13 protein-coding genes are annotated in these 15,242 nt (G+C 60.7%); 6 read left to right on the top strand and 7 right to left on the bottom strand.

The genetic code is table 11. The annotated features are described in order from the left end of the window. Positions 1–177: 177 nt before the first annotated feature. The 4 genes from HMPREF3140_RS03355 to HMPREF3140_RS03340 all read right to left on the bottom strand — a co-directional run bounded on the left by HMPREF3140_RS03355 (position 178) and on the right by HMPREF3140_RS03340 (position 3,606). Positions 178–1,149, bottom strand: coding sequence for a TerC family protein (locus tag HMPREF3140_RS03355; RefSeq protein ID WP_004144845.1), 972 nt, complete (start codon positions 1,147–1,149; stop codon positions 178–180). A 271-nt stretch (positions 1,150–1,420) separates the two neighbouring features. Beyond that, complete coding sequence (locus HMPREF3140_RS03350; protein ID WP_004149902.1) at positions 1,421–2,410, bottom strand: Gfo/Idh/MocA family protein; 990 nt, start codon at positions 2,408–2,410, stop codon at positions 1,421–1,423. A 73-nt stretch (positions 2,411–2,483) separates the two neighbouring features. Then, positions 2,484–2,984, bottom strand: a complete 501-nt coding sequence (locus HMPREF3140_RS03345) for a M48 metallopeptidase family protein (protein ID WP_004144843.1) — start codon at positions 2,982–2,984, stop codon at positions 2,484–2,486. Between the two features lie 19 nt (positions 2,985–3,003). Further along, the gene (locus tag HMPREF3140_RS03340; RefSeq protein ID WP_032412442.1) at positions 3,004–3,606 is read right to left on the bottom strand and encodes a helix-turn-helix domain-containing protein; all 603 of its coding nucleotides are present in this window, start codon (positions 3,604–3,606) and stop codon (positions 3,004–3,006) included. Positions 3,607–3,649: 43 nt separating this feature from the next. On the opposite strand from HMPREF3140_RS03340, the gene HMPREF3140_RS03335 reads away from it, so the two are divergent. Together HMPREF3140_RS03335 and rlmG are read left to right on the top strand one after the other, a co-directional pair. Beyond that, positions 3,650–4,357: a B3/B4 domain-containing protein gene (locus HMPREF3140_RS03335; RefSeq protein WP_002917889.1), complete on the top strand. Its 708-nt coding sequence runs from the start codon at positions 3,650–3,652 to the stop codon at positions 4,355–4,357. A gap of 85 nt (positions 4,358–4,442) precedes the next feature. Then, positions 4,443–5,573 carry a 23S rRNA (guanine(1835)-N(2))-methyltransferase RlmG gene (gene rlmG, locus HMPREF3140_RS03330; protein WP_032412440.1) on the top strand — a complete coding sequence of 377 codons (1,131 nt, stop codon included), beginning with the start codon at positions 4,443–4,445 and terminating at the stop codon, positions 5,571–5,573. Between the two features lie 108 nt (positions 5,574–5,681). Here rlmG and HMPREF3140_RS03325 read toward each other — a convergent pair whose 3' ends face one another. From HMPREF3140_RS03325 to lsrR, 3 genes are all read right to left on the bottom strand, one after another. Next, entirely contained in the window at positions 5,682–7,703 is a 2,022-nt protein-coding gene (locus HMPREF3140_RS03325; RefSeq protein WP_004181395.1) for an NADPH-dependent 2,4-dienoyl-CoA reductase, read from the bottom strand. Positions 7,704–7,886: 183 nt separating this feature from the next. Beyond that, a complete protein-coding gene (gene lsrK / locus HMPREF3140_RS03320; protein WP_004149900.1) occupies positions 7,887–9,485 on the bottom strand; it encodes an autoinducer-2 kinase in 1,599 nt (532 codons plus the stop codon). Positions 9,486–9,522: 37 nt separating this feature from the next. Continuing rightward, complete coding sequence (gene lsrR, locus HMPREF3140_RS03315) at positions 9,523–10,494, bottom strand: transcriptional regulator LsrR (RefSeq protein ID WP_004144837.1); 972 nt, start codon at positions 10,492–10,494, stop codon at positions 9,523–9,525. A 218-nt stretch (positions 10,495–10,712) separates the two neighbouring features. Between lsrR and lsrA the strand changes: the two genes are divergently transcribed. The 4 genes from lsrA to lsrB are packed head-to-tail and all read left to right on the top strand — an operon-like array spanning position 10,713 to position 15,233. Then, the gene (gene lsrA, locus HMPREF3140_RS03310; RefSeq protein WP_004889660.1) at positions 10,713–12,200 is read left to right on the top strand and encodes an autoinducer 2 ABC transporter ATP-binding protein LsrA; all 1,488 of its coding nucleotides are present in this window, start codon (positions 10,713–10,715) and stop codon (positions 12,198–12,200) included. Continuing rightward, on the top strand, positions 12,197–13,231 hold the full coding sequence (lsrC, locus tag HMPREF3140_RS03305) for an autoinducer 2 ABC transporter permease LsrC (RefSeq protein WP_070552848.1): 1,035 nt from the start codon (positions 12,197–12,199) through the stop codon (positions 13,229–13,231). The genes lsrA and lsrC overlap by 4 nt, the downstream gene beginning before the upstream one ends. Then, on the top strand, positions 13,232–14,230 hold the full coding sequence (gene lsrD, locus HMPREF3140_RS03300) for an autoinducer 2 ABC transporter permease LsrD (RefSeq protein WP_002917727.1): 999 nt from the start codon (positions 13,232–13,234) through the stop codon (positions 14,228–14,230). Between the two features lies 1 nt (position 14,231). After that, positions 14,232–15,233, top strand: a complete 1,002-nt coding sequence (gene lsrB, locus HMPREF3140_RS03295; RefSeq protein ID WP_004185763.1) for an autoinducer 2 ABC transporter substrate-binding protein LsrB — start codon at positions 14,232–14,234, stop codon at positions 15,231–15,233. Positions 15,234–15,242 lie beyond the last annotated feature (9 nt).

Here is a 15,242-nt window from a genome sequence, read left to right as displayed (position 1 = left end):
TCGAGTATACGGAAAGAAAGACTGGCGGGAAGCGTAAAATACTGTGATTTTAATATGGATCTTATTTTTTAACTGCGTAGCAACATAATTGTGACATGAGCAGGTATTCTCGTTACGAGAACGTCTGCTATAGCTGATTACCGCGCCGCCAGCGAGGGCCGACGGCGCGGTAGCAGATTACTCTGGCAGTTTGCGCTGCTTGTCGTGCTGCCTGTTGACCCAGGCGTTAATCAGCAGCGTGACGGCCAGGATGCCGCCCACCACGCCCAGCGAGATGGCAACCGGGATATGGTAGAAGTCGACGATGAGCATCTTCACGCCAATAAACACCAGAATCACCGACAGACCGTATTTGAGCATCGAGAAGCGCTCAGCGACCCCCGCCAGCAGGAAGTACATGGCGCGCAGGCCGAGGATGGCGAACAGGTTCGAGGTCAGCACGATAAACGGATCGGTGGTGACCGCGAAGATTGCCGGGATACTGTCGACGGCGAAAATCACGTCGCTCAGTTCCACCAGAATCAGCACCAGCAGCAGCGGGGTGGCGAACAGCACCCCGTTTTTACGGGTGAAGAAGCGCTCGCTCTCGATTTTATCGGTCATCCGCAGATGGCTGCGGATCCAGCGCACCAGCGGCTTATCGCCGATGCCGGAGTCGTCCTCTTTCGCCAGCGCCATCTTCACGCCGGTAAACAGCAGGAAGGCGCCAAAGACGTACAGCAGCCAGTCGAACTGCGAAATCAGCCAGCTGCCGGCGAAGATCATAATGGTACGCAGAACGATCGCGCCCAGTACGCCATACACCAACACCCGGCGCTGCAGAGCAGGCGGTACGGCGAAATAGCTGAACAGCATCAACCAGACGAAGACGTTATCGACCGCCAGCGCTTTTTCAATCAGATAACCTGTGAGGAAGGCTAAGGCCTGCGGATCGGCGACGGCCCGGCCCTGGGTTTGCACCAGATACCACCAGAAGGCGGCGTTGAACAGCAGAGAAAGCGTGACCCAGAGGATTGACCAGCCAGCGGCCTGTTTCATGGTCATGCTATGCGAACCGCGTCGTCCCTGAAGCAGCAGGTCGATTGCCAACATGATCGCGACAACGACAGCGAATCCACCCCATAGCAACGGCGTGCCGACAGTATTCATTTGATATTCCTTACATAAAAACAAAACGGCTGACGTCGGAAGACGGCAGCCGCTGCGCTTTTATGCATAGACCTCGCCTTCCGGCAAGGTCTCACTTACAACAACCAAAGTACATCGCGATGGGCTTTGGTTATTGCCCGGCGACCGGATGCGGTATTGCACGCATCGTAATGACGATCAACCGGCAAGGAAGTTACTCCCCTTTGCACGTAACAAAATATGTCACAGGGCGGTTTTCGTCAATGGCGGCCGGTCAGGCCTTTACACTCTTTTACGCCAGCGGCTGCGTATCGGCCGGGAAGATCACCCCGGTCTGGCGACGAATTTCGCTGGACAGTTTGGCGGTGATCCGGCTCACCGCCAGGCCCGGGTGATCCACATCCTGTGTCTCCACCAGGCGCGCAAAGGTCTCCGCTTCATACAGCATGGTATTAATGTGCTGGGGCTGCGTCAGGTCCTGGGCTTTACCGCCGCGCGGCACAAACGCCAGCTTCTGACATTCGGAGATTTTTTCGATCACTAACGCGCCGTCTTCGCCCTGAATTTCACTGGGGATCGCGGAATCGCTAACTTTGGAGTGATGCAGCGTCACGTCGAAGTCGCCATAGCTCAGCACCACGGTGCCCTGGGCGTCTACGCCGCTGTCCAGCAGGCTGGCGGTGGCAAGAACGGCCCGCGGCTCGCCCCACAGCGCCACAGCGGACGCCAGGCAATAGAAGCCGATATCCATAATCGAACCGTTAGAGAACGCCGGGTTAAAGGTGTTGGGGTTTTCGCCGTCAAGGTAGCGCTGATAGCGTGAGGAGTACTGACAGTAGTTGATGAAGGCTTTGCGTAGTTTGCCCACTTTAGCGAGCGTTTCTTTCAGTAGGAGAAAGTTAGGCAGACTGGCGGTTTTAAAGGCTTCAAACAGCACCACGTTATTTTCTTTCGCCAGCGCTATCGCCGCCTCGACTTCCTGCAGGTTCGACGCCAGCGGCTTTTCGCAAATGACGTGCTTCTTATGGCTCAGGAACAGCCGGGTCTGCGGAAAGTGCAGCGAGTTCGGGCTGGCAATATAGACCGCGTCAACGTCAGGGCTCTGTGCCAGTTCATCGAGCGAGGTAAACAGATGCTCGACCGGATAGTCTTTGGCGAAGGCTTGCGCCTGTTCGAGGCTGCGGGAGTAGATGGCGGTAAGTTTATATTTGCCGGTTTCATGGGCGGCATCGACAAACTGCTTGGTGATCCAGTTTGTGCCAACAACTGCGAAACGTATCATAAACGTTGACGAACTCCGTTAAAGGGAACCTGCCGCCACTCTATCATGCCGTCATGACAAAACCAGTGCGTCACTACGCAGAACGATTTAACGAAAGGTGCGTCAGCCACAGGCGGGTGTCGAACTCCAGCTGGTGGTACTGCGGCTCCATATGGCAGCACAGCTGATAAAAAGCCTTGTTGTGATCCTTCTCTTTCAGATGCGCCAGTTCATGAACCACGATCATCCGCAGAAAGGCTTCCGGCGCGTCGCGAAATACCGTCGCCACGCGAATTTCCGCTTTAGCTTTCAGCTTACCGCCCTGCACGCGGGAAATGGCGGTATGCAGGCCGAGCGCATTGTTCAGCACGTGGATCTTACTGTCATACATCACTTTGTTGATCGGCGCCGCGCCGCGCAGAAAGCGGTTTTTCAAGTCCTGGGTGTACTGATACAGCGCTTTATCGCTGTTAACGTCGTGCCCTTGCGGATAGCGCTTTTGCAGCACCTCGCCGAGGCGGCCTTGCTCGATTAACGTGGTCACCTGCGCCAGCAGCGATTCAGGATAGCCCTGTAAATAAATGAGTTTTGTCATCGTCTTATCATTATGTCTGTCAGGAGGGCAGTTCAGCCACGGTCATGGTAAAGACCAGCGGCGCGGTACCCTCATTGCGGTAACCGTGCTCTATTTCGGTGCGGGCCACCGCCGATTCCCCGGCCGCCACCGTGCGGCAGGTCTCGCCAAGCGTCAGCGTCAGCGCGCCGGCTTCCACGTGCAGCAGCTCGAAGGTTGTTGCCGGGTGGCCGGGCGAGGTAAAGGCTTCGCCGGGCTGCATCTCCCAGCGCCACAGCTCAATCATATTCGGCCCGGCGGTGCCGGCGAGGAGCCTGGCGCTGCCCCCCAGCGGGCCTTGCCAGAGGGTGGGGATCTGCTCGGCGGGAATAATATGCAACGCGGGTTCGCTTGCCACATTGACAATATCCGCTACCGATACGCCCAGCGCGGCGGCGAGTTTGCAGAGAATCGCAATGCTGGGATTGGCGGCCTCTTTTTCCATCTCGACCAGCATACCTTTGCTGATGCTGGCCCGGCGCGACAGCTCGTCCAGCGACATTTTTTTCGCTTTACGGTAGGCCTTCAGCCGCGTGGCGACGGCGCGACTTACCTGGTCGACATCAGATCCTGAATTGGTCGTTATATTGACTTTTACGTTCATTGGTCACTATGATGAAACAAATTGGTCATTACAGGATTATCGAATGCGTAGCGTAACGCCGTCAATCGAATCTGCGGTCAGCCGCCTGGCGCCGGGCTTTCGGGCATTAAGTATTGTGGTGGAGAGCGCGCCGGTGGCCGATCCCGCCGTCGCGGAGCAGGCGCTGGCCGAGGCCTGCCTGGCGGTGCAGCAGGATGATGTGCCCTGGGCGCAAGCGCACCTGGCTGCATGGGATGAAGCGTTCAGCGCCTTCGGCGCGAAGGCGAAACGTACCCCCTGTTCGGCGCAGGCGCTGCGCAAGCGGGTGCTGAAAGAGGGGAGTCTGCCGGCCATCGATCCGGTGGTGGATATCTACAACGCGATCAGCATTCGCTATGCCGTCCCGGTCGGTGGGGAAAATCTGGCCGCCTACCGTGGCGAACCGCGGCTGGCCATTGCCCGCGGCGATGAGCCATTCGATACGCTAAAATCGGCAGAGCCGGTAGTGGAATATCCGGAGCCGGGCGAAGTCATCTGGCGGGATGATATAGGCGTAACCTGCCGACGCTGGAACTGGCGACAGGGCGTGCGCACCCGGCTGGACAGCGGCGCGCAGACGATGTGGTTTATTCTCGAAAGCCTGCCGGCGATGCCGTTGTCGGCCCTGCATGAGGCGGGAGAGCGGCTGGTAGGTTATCTGCAGCAGCTGATGCCCGGCGCTCGCGCGTCGATAACGCTGCTGCGAGCCGATGACGAGGGCGATCTACGCTGAGCGGCGATGATCAGCGATCTCTCTTCAACTGGACAGGATTTGCGTATAAACTCGCGGGTTTTACTATTCCGGAGGCGGAGAGGCGATGAGCCAGGCAGAGTTAAACGGTGAGTTATTCACATTAGAGCGGTTCCCACCTAACGCTGAAGAAGAAGCGCTTCAGGCATGGGAAGCGGCGGATGAATATCTGCTGCAACAGGTGAATGACGTCGACGGCCTGACGCTCATCTTCAACGACGGCTTCGGCGCGCTCGCCTGCGCGCTGGCGGATCGCAACCCGGTCAGCATCAACGACTCCTTTATTTCCGAGCTGGCGACCCGCCACAACCTGCGGATGAACGGTATCGATGAAGAGAGCGTGCGCTTTCAGGATAGCCTGAGCCCGCTACCGGCCGCGCCGGCGCTGGTGCTGATTAAGGTGCCAAAACAGCTGGCGCTGCTGGAACAGCAGCTGCGCGCCCTGCGCGAAGTAGTTACGCCGGAAACCCGCATCATCGCCGCGGCGAAAGCCCGTGATGTGCACAACTCGACGCTGGCGCTGTTTGAAAAAATCCTCGGCACCACCACCACCTCGCTGGCGTGGAAAAAAGCGCGTCTGATCCACTGCGTTTTCACCGCTCCTGAGCTTGCCGATGCGCCGCAAACCTACAGCTGGAAGCTGGACGGCACGCCGTGGACCATCCATAACCACGCCAACGTTTTTGCCCGCAGCGGGCTGGATATCGGCGCGCGTTTCTTCTTGCAGCATTTACCGTCTGATCTAGAAGGCGAGATCGCCGATCTCGGCTGCGGCAACGGGGTGATTGGCCTGAAGGCGCTGGCGCAGAACCCGAACGCGCGGGTCATGTTTACCGATGAGTCGCACATGGCGGTGGCTTCCAGCCGGTTGAACGTCGAGCGCAATCTGCCGGACGATATCGCACGCTGTGAATTCATGGTCAACAACTCGCTCTCCGGCATTGAGCCCGACCGCTTTACGGCGATTCTGTGTAATCCGCCGTTCCATCAGCAGCACGCTATTACCGACCATATCGCCTGGCAGATGTTTAACGATGCCCGCCGCAGCCTGAAATACGGCGGCGAGCTGTACGTCGTCGGCAACCGCCACCTCGATTACTTCCGTAAGCTGAAGCGCGCGTTTGGTAATTGCACGACGATTGCGACGAACAATAAGTTTGTCATTTTGAAAGCAACCAAGGTGCGTAAGCAGCGCTGATTCTTGTCGCGGTTTCCCCCGGCTCGCGGCTGTCGCCTTAGCCGGGCTAGCGTGCGGGATTATCGTGGTAGCCCGGGGAAGGCGCATCGCGCCGCCCCCGGGACAGGGCTAAATCGCCAGCGCCAGTTTAGTGCCCTGGGCAATCGCCCGGCGCGCATCCAGTTCCGCCGCCACGTCGCAACCGCCGATGAGATGCACCGTTTTCCCCGCCGCGCGCAGCGGATCCGCCAGCTCGCGGCGCGGTTCCTGACCGGCGCAGATCACCACCTGATCGACCGCCAGCAGTTGGCGCTCGCCGCCGATAGTGACATGTAACCCTTCATCATCGATCTTTTCATAGCTGACCGCCGGGATCATTTTCACCCCGCGCGCCAGCAGCGTCGCGCGGTGGATCCAGCCGGTGGTTTTGCCGAGCCCTTCGCCCGGTTTGCTGGCTTTGCGCTGCAGCATCACAATCTGTCGCGGGCTTTTACTCAGTTGCGGGCCTTCAGCACTCAGCCCTCCCGCCGTTTGCAGGCTGGTATCGATACCCCATTCGCGGCAGAACTCGCCGATATCCTGGCTGGTGGCCGCGCCCGACTGGCTTAAAAACATCGCGGTGTCGAAGCCGATACCGCCGCAGCCGATAATCGCCACCTTCGCGCCAACCGGCGCTTTATCGCGCAAGACATCAAGATAGCTCAGCACTTTTGGATGATCGATCCCGTCGATCGCCGGCAGGCGCGGGGCGATACCGGTGGCGAGGATCGTCTCATCGAACGCCAGCAGATCGTCTGTCGTGACGCGGGTGTTCAGGCGTAGATCGACACCATGAAGATCGAGCATGGTGCGGTAGTAACGCAGCGTCTCGTGAAACTCCTCTTTGCCGGGGATCTGTTTGGCGATATTAAACTGACCGCCGATCTCCGGGAGCGCATCAAACAAAGTGACGTGATGACCGCGGGCGGCAGCGTTTACGGCGAAGGCCAGACCGGCAGGCCCGGCGCCGACCACCGCCAGCCGTTTAGGCGCGTTGGCCGGCAGGACCGGCATCAGGGTTTCATGACACGCGCGCGGGTTGACCAGACAGGAGGTGACTTTGCCGACGAAGATCCGATCGAGACACGCCTGATTGCAGCCGATGCAGGTGTTGATCTGATCGGCGCGATCGTCCTGCGCTTTTGATATAAATTCGGCGTCGGCAAGGAACGGGCGGGCCATCGATACCATATCGGCATCGCCGCGGGCGAGAATATCCTCCGCGACCTGCGGATCGTTAATGCGGTTGGTGGTGATCAACGGGATCGACACCGCGCCCTTCAGCTTGCGAGTGACCCAGCTGAAAGCTCCGCGCGGTACCGGCGTGGCGATGGTCGGAATGCGCGCTTCGTGCCAGCCAATCCCGGTGTTGATGATGGTCGCTCCCGCCGCTTCAATCGCTTTGGCCAGTTCGGTGACTTCCGCCAGCGTGCTGCCGTCGTTGACCAGATCGAGCATCGACAGACGGTAAATGATAATGAAATCGTGGCCGGCGCGCTGGCGCACCGCCTTAACCACCTCTACGGCGAAACGCATGCGCCTGGCATAATCGCCGCCCCATTGGTCGTCGCGCTGGTTGGTGCGCGCGGCGAGAAATTCGTTAATCAGATAGCCCTCAGAGCCCATCACCTCGACGCCGTCATAGCCCGCTTCGCGCGCCAGCTGGGCGCAGTGGGCAAAATCATCGATCAGCGTCAGGATCTCATCGTGGCTCAGTTCATGGGGGGTAAAACGGTTGATCGGCGCCTGTAGCGCCGAGGGGGCCACCAGCGCGGGCTGGTAGCTGTAACGGCCGGTGTGCAGGATCTGCAGAGCGATTTTGCCGCCTTCCTGATGTACCGCGTCGGTAATATGGCGATGGTGCGCCAGATGGCTGGCATCGTTGAGTACCGCGCCGCCGGCCATGGTGACGCCAGAGGGCGCCGGAGCGATGCCGCCGGTGACGATCAGCGCCACGCCGTGACGGGCGCGCTCGGCGTAAAAGGCCGCCAGCCGCTGCGCGCCGTCCGGCAGCTCTTCCAGCCCGGTGTGCATTGAGCCCATCAACACGCGGTTTTTGAGCGTTGTGAAGCCCAGCTCAAGCGGGGCGAAAAGCGACGGATAGCGGCTCATAGTGGCTTCCAATGTAAAATTATTGTTATGTGGTCGGATGAGTTACTAATTTAGCCATCGTGGAGAAAAAGGGAAAAGGGGAGTGCGGTGATTGTGATGGGATTCAAAGAACGGCGAAGCGTTGCCCCACACCCCGGCCCTCTCCCAAAGGGAGAGGGGGGAAAGGCGGAGCGGCACCGGTAGTTAGGGTGAGGGGGAAGACGCAACGCGCTGGCGGCGTTCCAGACCCGGCGCCTGCCACATCGACGTTGTCAGTCCGCTATCGACAAGGCCAAGCTGATCGGCGTACACCGTCTGCCATTTGCTCATCATCTCCTGATACAGCTCGCGATGCTGCGGATTTGGGGTGAACTCGCGGTGCCAGCTCACTAACCGCTCTCCGGTGCTGGCCATATCGTCATACAGCCCGGCGCCGGTTCCGGCGGCGATGGCGCAGCCCAGCGCGGTGGCTTCGCGGACCACCGGCACCCGCACCGGCAGGCCGGTGACGTCGCTGAGGATCTGGCTCCACAGCGCGCCTTTAGAGCCGCCGCCGGCAAACACCAGGCTGTCGAATGTCACCCCGGAGAACTGCGAGATCTGCGCGAGGTTGCAGGCGGAGACAATCGCCGCGTTCTCTTCCAGCGCGCGGAACAGGGTCGCTTTATTGCACTTTTCCGGATCGATGGAGAGGTTAATAAACGACGGCGCGGCGTGGTACCACTGCTTAAAGTGCATTGCGTCGGAAAAAATAGGCATCACGCCGTGGGAACCGGCGGGGACGCGGCTGGCCATCTCCTCCAGCAGCGAATAGGCATCGACGCCGAGCCGCTCGGCAATCAGTTTTTCTTCAGCGCAGAAGGCGTCGCGAAACCAGCGCATGGTCAGGCCGGTAAAGAAGCTGATCGATTCCGCCTGCGCCATGCCGGGAATCACGTGAGGATTAACGCGAATATTCATCTGCGGATCGGTGCGCACCTGCGGCAGGTTGACCACCTGCTGCCAGAAAGTGCCGCCGAGTACCGCGGTTTGCCCGGCGCGCACCACCCCAAGGCCCAGGCAGCCGAGCTGGACGTCGCCGCCGCCCATCACCACCGGCGTCCCGGCGCGCAGGCCGCTCTGCTGCGCCGCCGCTTCGGTGACGGCGCCCAGCAGGGTACCGGTCTCTTTGACCGGCGACAGCATATCGGCGCGCAGCCCGGCCATATCCAGCAGCGCCGGACGCCAGTCGCGGCTGAACAGATCGAGCATGCCGGTGGTGCCGGCGTTTGACGGGTCGACCGCCAGCTCGCCGGAAAGCTTCGCCGCCAGCCAGTCGCTGATCATGGTGATGGTTGCCGCTTTGCGGTAGATATCGGGGCGGTGGTGCGCCAGCCACAGCAGGCGCGGCATGGCGCTGAGCGCCAGGGTTTGTCCCGAGACCTCGTATACCTCGGATTCGAAGCGATAGTCGTGGATCTCCTTAAGCTCCGCCACTTCGCGGCTGGCGCGGGCATCGACGTTGGCGCAGGCCCAGATGGCCTCGCCGTTGCGGTCATAGAGAACGATGCCTTCGCGCATCGAACAGCAGGCGACGGACTGAATATCGGCGGCAGAGAGCCGGGCGGCGTCGAGCGCCTGACGAATGCACTGGCAGGCCAGCTGCCAGTTGGTGGTAAGGTCGAACTCCATCGAGCCGGGGACGTTATCAACGCTCAGGTGTTTCCATTCGGCCTGGCCTACCGCCAGCTGGCGGCCATTAAGATCGAAAATAACCGCCCGAATGCTGCCGGTCCCGGCATCTAACGCTAACAGGTAACTCATGACATGCGCCTCGCTGTTGTCGCGCGGCGCCAGGCCGTCAGGAGGCCAGGGTAAGCACCGCGCGTGCTGTTGTCTCTTCCGTTACCAGGCCATTAATGCGCTTGCCAATCAGAGCGGCATAAATCGCCTGCGCTTTTTCTTCTCCCCCGGCGACGCCAACGATGGTCGGCAGCTGCGCCAGCTCATCAAGGGTTACGCCGAGCAGTTCCCGATGGATCTCCAGTCCTTCTACCGGCCTGCCGTCGGCCTGCAGGAAATAACCTAAAATGTCGCCGACCGCGCCTTTGCGGGCGTACATCAGTTGTTCGCCCTCGCTGATATAGCCGGAGCGTAAAATGGTGGCGTCGCGCCGCTGATCGATGGCGCCGATGCCAACCACCGCCGCGTCCGCCGCCGTCGCCGCGAGGATCACGTCGCGCACGCTCGACTCACGGCGCAGGATCTCGGCGACCTCCGCCGAAGAGACCCGCAGCGGCGCCGGGATAATGCTGACGCTGCAGGCGGCATCAAGCTGGCCGATGCCGGTCATATACGGGCCGACGCCGCCGGAGAGAGTCACCAGCCGCACCTGCTGCGAGCCGATAAAGCCGCTGAGATGCTGCAGGCAGCTCATGGTGGCTTCGCCGAAACCGACTGCCAATAATTGCCCCGGTTGCAGAATACCCATCAGCGATTGCGCCGCGCCGATCCCCAGCCGGGTATTCATCGGCGGAGTATTGAGCGCCGGCAGCACGCGGGCAATCTTGAGGCCAAAACGCTGCTGAAGTTCACTTTCCAGCGCCAGACAGCCCTCATAGCGCGAGTTGATCTGCACGCGGATCACCCCGGACTGGCGGCCTTTCTCCAGCAGGCGGGAAATCTTCAGCCGCGGCAGCCCCAAACGCTCGCCGATGTCATTTTGCGTCAGGCCGTCGTGGTAGTAGCACCACGCCACCCGCGCCACCAGCTCTTCCTCGGCTAACGCCAGCCCGGCGTAGCGGTTCTCTTCCGTAATGCGTTTTTCGCTCATAAATTGAACTCTTATAAAAATTTAGATCATATGTTCGCTATTGCGCGGCCGGAAAGTGTGAGCCGACTGGCAAAACGGATCTTTCATCGCTGGCCCATTTTTTCCTGAGGATCTAAAGCGCCAAACTGTGATCTTCGCACGGTTGTAAATATAGTTCACCGTCTACGCTTTTGAACATTATTAAATTTAAAAATCATTTGTTCAAACGAGGCGCGACGATGAAGCCACTGCTTGAAGCTCGCCAGATCCGCAAACAGTTCTCCGGCGTTGCCGTGCTGAAGGGCATCGACTTTACGCTATGCGCGGGCCAGGTGCATGCCCTGATGGGAGGCAATGGCGCGGGTAAATCGACGCTGATGAAGATCATCGCCGGCGTCGAAACCCCGGATAGCGGTGAGCTGACGATCGGCGACCGCGCGTTTGCGCGCCTCAGCCCGGCGCTGGCCCACCAGCTGGGCATTTATCTGGTGCCGCAGGAGCCGATGCTGTTTCCCAACCTCAGCGTGCGCGAGAACATTCTCTTTCGTTTGCCGAAGCGGGCGGATACCGCCGCGCGACTGCAGGAAAAACTGCAGCAGTTGAACTGCCAGATCAACCTCGATGCCAGCGCCAGCACGCTCGAGGTAGCCGATCAACAGATGGTCGAGATCCTGCGCGGCCTGATGCGCGAAGCGCGGATCCTGATCCTTGATGAACCCACCGCCTCTTTAACCCCGGGGGAAACGGAGAGGTTGTTTAGCCAGATCCGCGCGTTACAGGCGCTGGACGTGGGGATCGTGTTTATCTCGCACAAACTGCCCGAAATCCGCCAGCTTGCCAGCCATATTTCGGTGATGCGCGACGGGGCGGTAGTGCTGAGCGGCGAGACCGCAACTTACCGCGATGAGCAACTGATTAGCGCTATGACGCCGGCCAGCCGCGACCATACGCTGAGCGACACGCAAAAGCTGTGGCTGGCGCTGCCGGGCAACCGCCGCACCCAGGCGCAGGATTTTCCCGTGCTGCGGGTGGAGGATCTTACCGGAGAAGGCTTTATCGATCTCAATCTGGAGATCCGCGCCGGGGAGATCGTCGGCCTCGCCGGGCTGGTGGGATCCGGGCGCACCGAATTTGCTGAAACCTTATACGGCCTGCGTCCACCGCGCGCCGGGCGGATCTGGCTGGAGAATCGCGAGATTAGTAATGACAGCACCCGAGCCCGGCTGGCCAGCGGGCTGGTCTATCTGCCGGAAGACCGCCAGGTCTCGGGGCTGTTTCTTGATGCGCCGGTGCGCTGGAACACGGTGATGTTCAATCAGCCGTCGTGGTGGCAGCAGGGGAAACGGGAGGCGGCGGTGGTTGAGCGCTATCACCGGGCGCTGGGGATCAAGCTGGCCGATGGCGATCAGCCGGTGCGCACTCTCTCTGGCGGTAACCAGCAGAAGGTGCTGCTGGCGCGCTGTCTGGAGGCCAACCCGCTGCTGCTAATTGTCGATGAGCCGACGCGCGGCGTGGATGTCTCCGCCCGCGCCGATATCTATCAGCTGCTGAAAAGCGTCGCCGCGCAAAATGTGGCAGTGCTGATGATCTCCTCCGATCTGGATGAGTTCATCGGCCTGGCCGACCGGGTGCTGGTGATGCATCAGGGCCGCTACAGCGGCGAGCTGGCGCGGCAGGCGGTGACCGTCGATCGCATGATGACCCTGGCCTTCGGAGGGCAGGCATGAAAACGTTACTCAAGAATCGCGAACTGAGCGCCTTCTTTGCCATCGTGGTGCTCTTTGTTGTGCTGGTGGCGCTCAATCCGGCCTATTTCAGCCTGCAGACCCTGGCGATGATTTTCGCCAGCTCGCAAATCCTCTGCCTGCTGGCATTGGGCGCGACCCTGGTGATGCTGACCCGCAATATTGACGTGTCGGTAGGCTCCACCGTTGGGCTATGCGCCATCGCCGTCGGCGTGGCGCTGAACAACGGCTACGGGTTGGCGACGGCCATCGCCTTCGCGCTGGCTATTGGCGCGCTGGCCGGGGCGTTTAACGGCCTGCTGGTGGTGGGGCTGCGCATTCCGGCGATCGTCGCGACGCTCGGCACGCTGGGGTTGTATCGCGGGGTAATGCTGCTGTGGACCGGCGGGAAATGGATCGAGGGCTTGCCAGACAGCCTGAAATCGCTCTCGGAGCCTGCGTTTATCGGCGTGTCGCCGCTGGGCTGGCTGGTGCTGGCGCTGCTGCTGGCGGGCGGCTGGCTGCTGTCGCGCACCGCCTTTGGTCGTGATTTTTACGCCGTTGGCGATAACCTCGCCGCCGCGCGCCAGCTGGGCGTGGCGGTCAACCGCACGCGGATGCTGGCCTTTACCCTCAACGGTATGCTGGCGGCCTGCGCCGGGATCGTCTTCGCCGCGCAGATTGGTTTTGTGCCTAATCAGACCGGCAGCGGCCTGGAGATGAAAGCCATCGCCGCCTGCGTACTGGGCGGGATCTCGCTGCTTGGCGGTACCGGTACGCTGCTCGGCGCGTTTCTCGGCGCCTTTTTCCTTACCCAAATCGACACCGTACTGGTGCTGTTCCGCCTTCCCGCCTGGTGGAATGACTTTATCGCCGGTCTGGTGCTGCTCGGCGTGCTGGTGCTCGATGGCCGCCTGCGCCAGGCGCTGGCCCGCCATCAGCGGGCGCTAAAGTACAGCCGTTTCCAGCCCGGTAACAAAGGGGGGAAACAGGTTGCCCGCTTTCCTGAACGCAAAAGCAAAGAGGTGGCTTAAATGAAGCTGAAGCTTAACTGGGAAAGCGCGCTGCTGGCGTTGCTGATCGTGGAGATCCTGCTGTTCGGCGCGCTGAATCCGCGCATGCTGGATCTCAATATGCTGCTCTTTAGCACCAGCGACTTTATCTGCATCGGCATCGTCGCGCTGCCGCTGACGCTGGTGATCATCAGCGGCGGGATCGATATTTCGCTGGGCTCGACCATCGGCCTGTGCGCCATCGCCCTCGGGGTGATGACCCAGGCGGGCTGGCCGCTGTGGCTCGCGGTATCGCTGACGTTGCTCTTGGGACTGCTGTGCGGGTTATTCAACGCCGCGCTGATCCACTACACCGGCATCAGCCCGCTGGTGATCACGCTTGGTACGCTGTATCTGTACGGCGGCGGCGCGCTGCTGCTTTCCGGGATGGCCGGCGCGACCGGTTACGAGGGGATTGGCGGTTTTCCCGATAGCTTCACCGCCTTCGCCAATTTAACCCTCGCCGGTCTGCCGCTGCCGCTGGTGCTGTTCGCGATTATCACCTTTTTCTTCTGGCTGCTGACCCATCGCGGGCGCTTTGGCCGCCACCTCTTTTTACTCGGGCAAAACCCGCGCGCCGCGCGCTATGCCGCGCTGTCGGTGAACGGCATCCCGTACGTGCTGTATGGCCTGGTTGGCGTCGCCTCGGCGGTCGCGGCGCTGGTGATGGTTTCCTACTTCGGCTCGGCACGTTCGGATTTAGGCCGCGACCTGCTGATGCCGGCGCTGACCGCGGCGGTGCTCGGCGGGGCCAATATTTACGGCGGCTCGGGATCGATACTGGGTACCGCGCTGGCGGCATTGCTGGTGGGGTATCTGCAACAGGGTTTACAGATGGTCGGCATCCCCAACCAGGTGTCGAGCGCGCTGTCAGGGGCGCTGTTGGTTGTGGTGGTGATGGGGCGTTCGCTGAGCCTGCACCGTGAATGGGTGCGCGCGACCTGGCGGCGTCTTTTCTCGCATAAAACAATCGGAGCATAAAATGAAATTAAAACTGATCGTGCTGGCGCTGGCGATGAGCGTGGTTACCGCGCAGGCGGCGGACCGCATCGCCTTTATTCCTAAGCTGGTCGGCGTCGGATTCTTTACCAGCGGCGGCAACGGCGCGAAAGAAGCGGGGAAAGCGCTGGGCGTGGATGTCACCTATGACGGCCCAACCGAGCCCAGCGTCTCCGGCCAGGTGCAGCTTATCAACAACTTCGTCAACCAGGGCTACAACGCGATTATCGTTTCCGCTGTCTCGCCGGACGGCCTGTGTCCGGCGCTGAAGCGGGCGATGCAGCGCGGGGTGAAAGTCCTGACCTGGGATTCCGATACCAAGCCGGAGTGCCGCAGCATCTATATCAATCAGGGCACGCCGCAGCAGCTTGGCGGCCTGCTGGTCGAGATGGCGGAAAAGCAGGTGACGAAGCCTACTGCCAAGGTAGCGTTTTTCTACTCCAGCCCGACGGTGACCGACCAGAACCAGTGGGTGAAGGAAGCCAAAGCCAAAATCGAAAAAGAACATCCGCAGTGGCAAATCGTCACCACCCAGTTTGGCTATAACGATGCCACCAAATCGCTACAAACCGCCGAGGGGATCTTAAAAGCCTATCCGGATCTCGACGCCATTATCGCGCCGGATGCCAATGCGCTGCCGGCGGCGGCGCAGGCGGCAGAGAACCTCAAGCGTCAGGGCGTGGCGATTGTCGGCTTTAGTACGCCGAACGTGATGCGTCCGTACGTTGAGCGCGGCACGGTGAAAGCGTTCGGCCTGTGGGATGTGGTTCAGCAGGGCAAAATTGCGGTTAACGTCGCCGATCGATTACTGAAAAAGGGCGATCTTAACGTAGGCGACAGCGTTGAGGTGAAAGATATCGGCTCGCTGAAGGTCGAACCGAACAGCGTGCAGGGCTATCAGTATGAGGCGAAGGGCAACGGTATCGTGCTGCTGCCGGAGCGCGTGGTGTTCAGCAAAGAGAACATCAACAACTACGACTTCTGACGGAGGATG

The organism is Klebsiella sp. HMSC16A12, from assembly GCF_001808265.1.
Classification (GTDB): domain Bacteria; phylum Pseudomonadota; class Gammaproteobacteria; order Enterobacterales; family Enterobacteriaceae; genus Klebsiella; species Klebsiella pneumoniae.
This window is presented reverse-complemented; position numbering and strand designations above follow the sequence as displayed.

Coding starts and splice junctions, on each gene's coding strand:
- lsrK (WP_004149900.1), bottom strand. CDS start 9,485: ATGAGTTACCTGTTAGCGTTAGATGCCGGGACCGGCAGCATTCGGGCG.
- HMPREF3140_RS03335 (WP_002917889.1), top strand. CDS start 3,650: ATGCGTAGCGTAACGCCGTCAATCGAATCTGCGGTCAGCCGCCTGGCG.
- lsrD (WP_002917727.1), top strand. CDS start 13,232: ATGAAGCTGAAGCTTAACTGGGAAAGCGCGCTGCTGGCGTTGCTGATC.
- HMPREF3140_RS03340 (WP_032412442.1), bottom strand. CDS start 3,606: ATGAACGTAAAAGTCAATATAACGACCAATTCAGGATCTGATGTCGAC.
- lsrC (WP_070552848.1), top strand. CDS start 12,197: ATGAAAACGTTACTCAAGAATCGCGAACTGAGCGCCTTCTTTGCCATC.
- lsrA (WP_004889660.1), top strand. CDS start 10,713: ATGAAGCCACTGCTTGAAGCTCGCCAGATCCGCAAACAGTTCTCCGGC.
- lsrR (WP_004144837.1), bottom strand. CDS start 10,494: ATGAGCGAAAAACGCATTACGGAAGAGAACCGCTACGCCGGGCTGGCG.
- HMPREF3140_RS03350 (WP_004149902.1), bottom strand. CDS start 2,410: ATGATACGTTTCGCAGTTGTTGGCACAAACTGGATCACCAAGCAGTTT.
- rlmG (WP_032412440.1), top strand. CDS start 4,443: ATGAGCCAGGCAGAGTTAAACGGTGAGTTATTCACATTAGAGCGGTTC.
- HMPREF3140_RS03355 (WP_004144845.1), bottom strand. CDS start 1,149: ATGAATACTGTCGGCACGCCGTTGCTATGGGGTGGATTCGCTGTCGTT.
- HMPREF3140_RS03325 (WP_004181395.1), bottom strand. CDS start 7,703: ATGAGCCGCTATCCGTCGCTTTTCGCCCCGCTTGAGCTGGGCTTCACA.
- HMPREF3140_RS03345 (WP_004144843.1), bottom strand. CDS start 2,984: ATGACAAAACTCATTTATTTACAGGGCTATCCTGAATCGCTGCTGGCG.
- lsrB (WP_004185763.1), top strand. CDS start 14,232: ATGAAATTAAAACTGATCGTGCTGGCGCTGGCGATGAGCGTGGTTACC.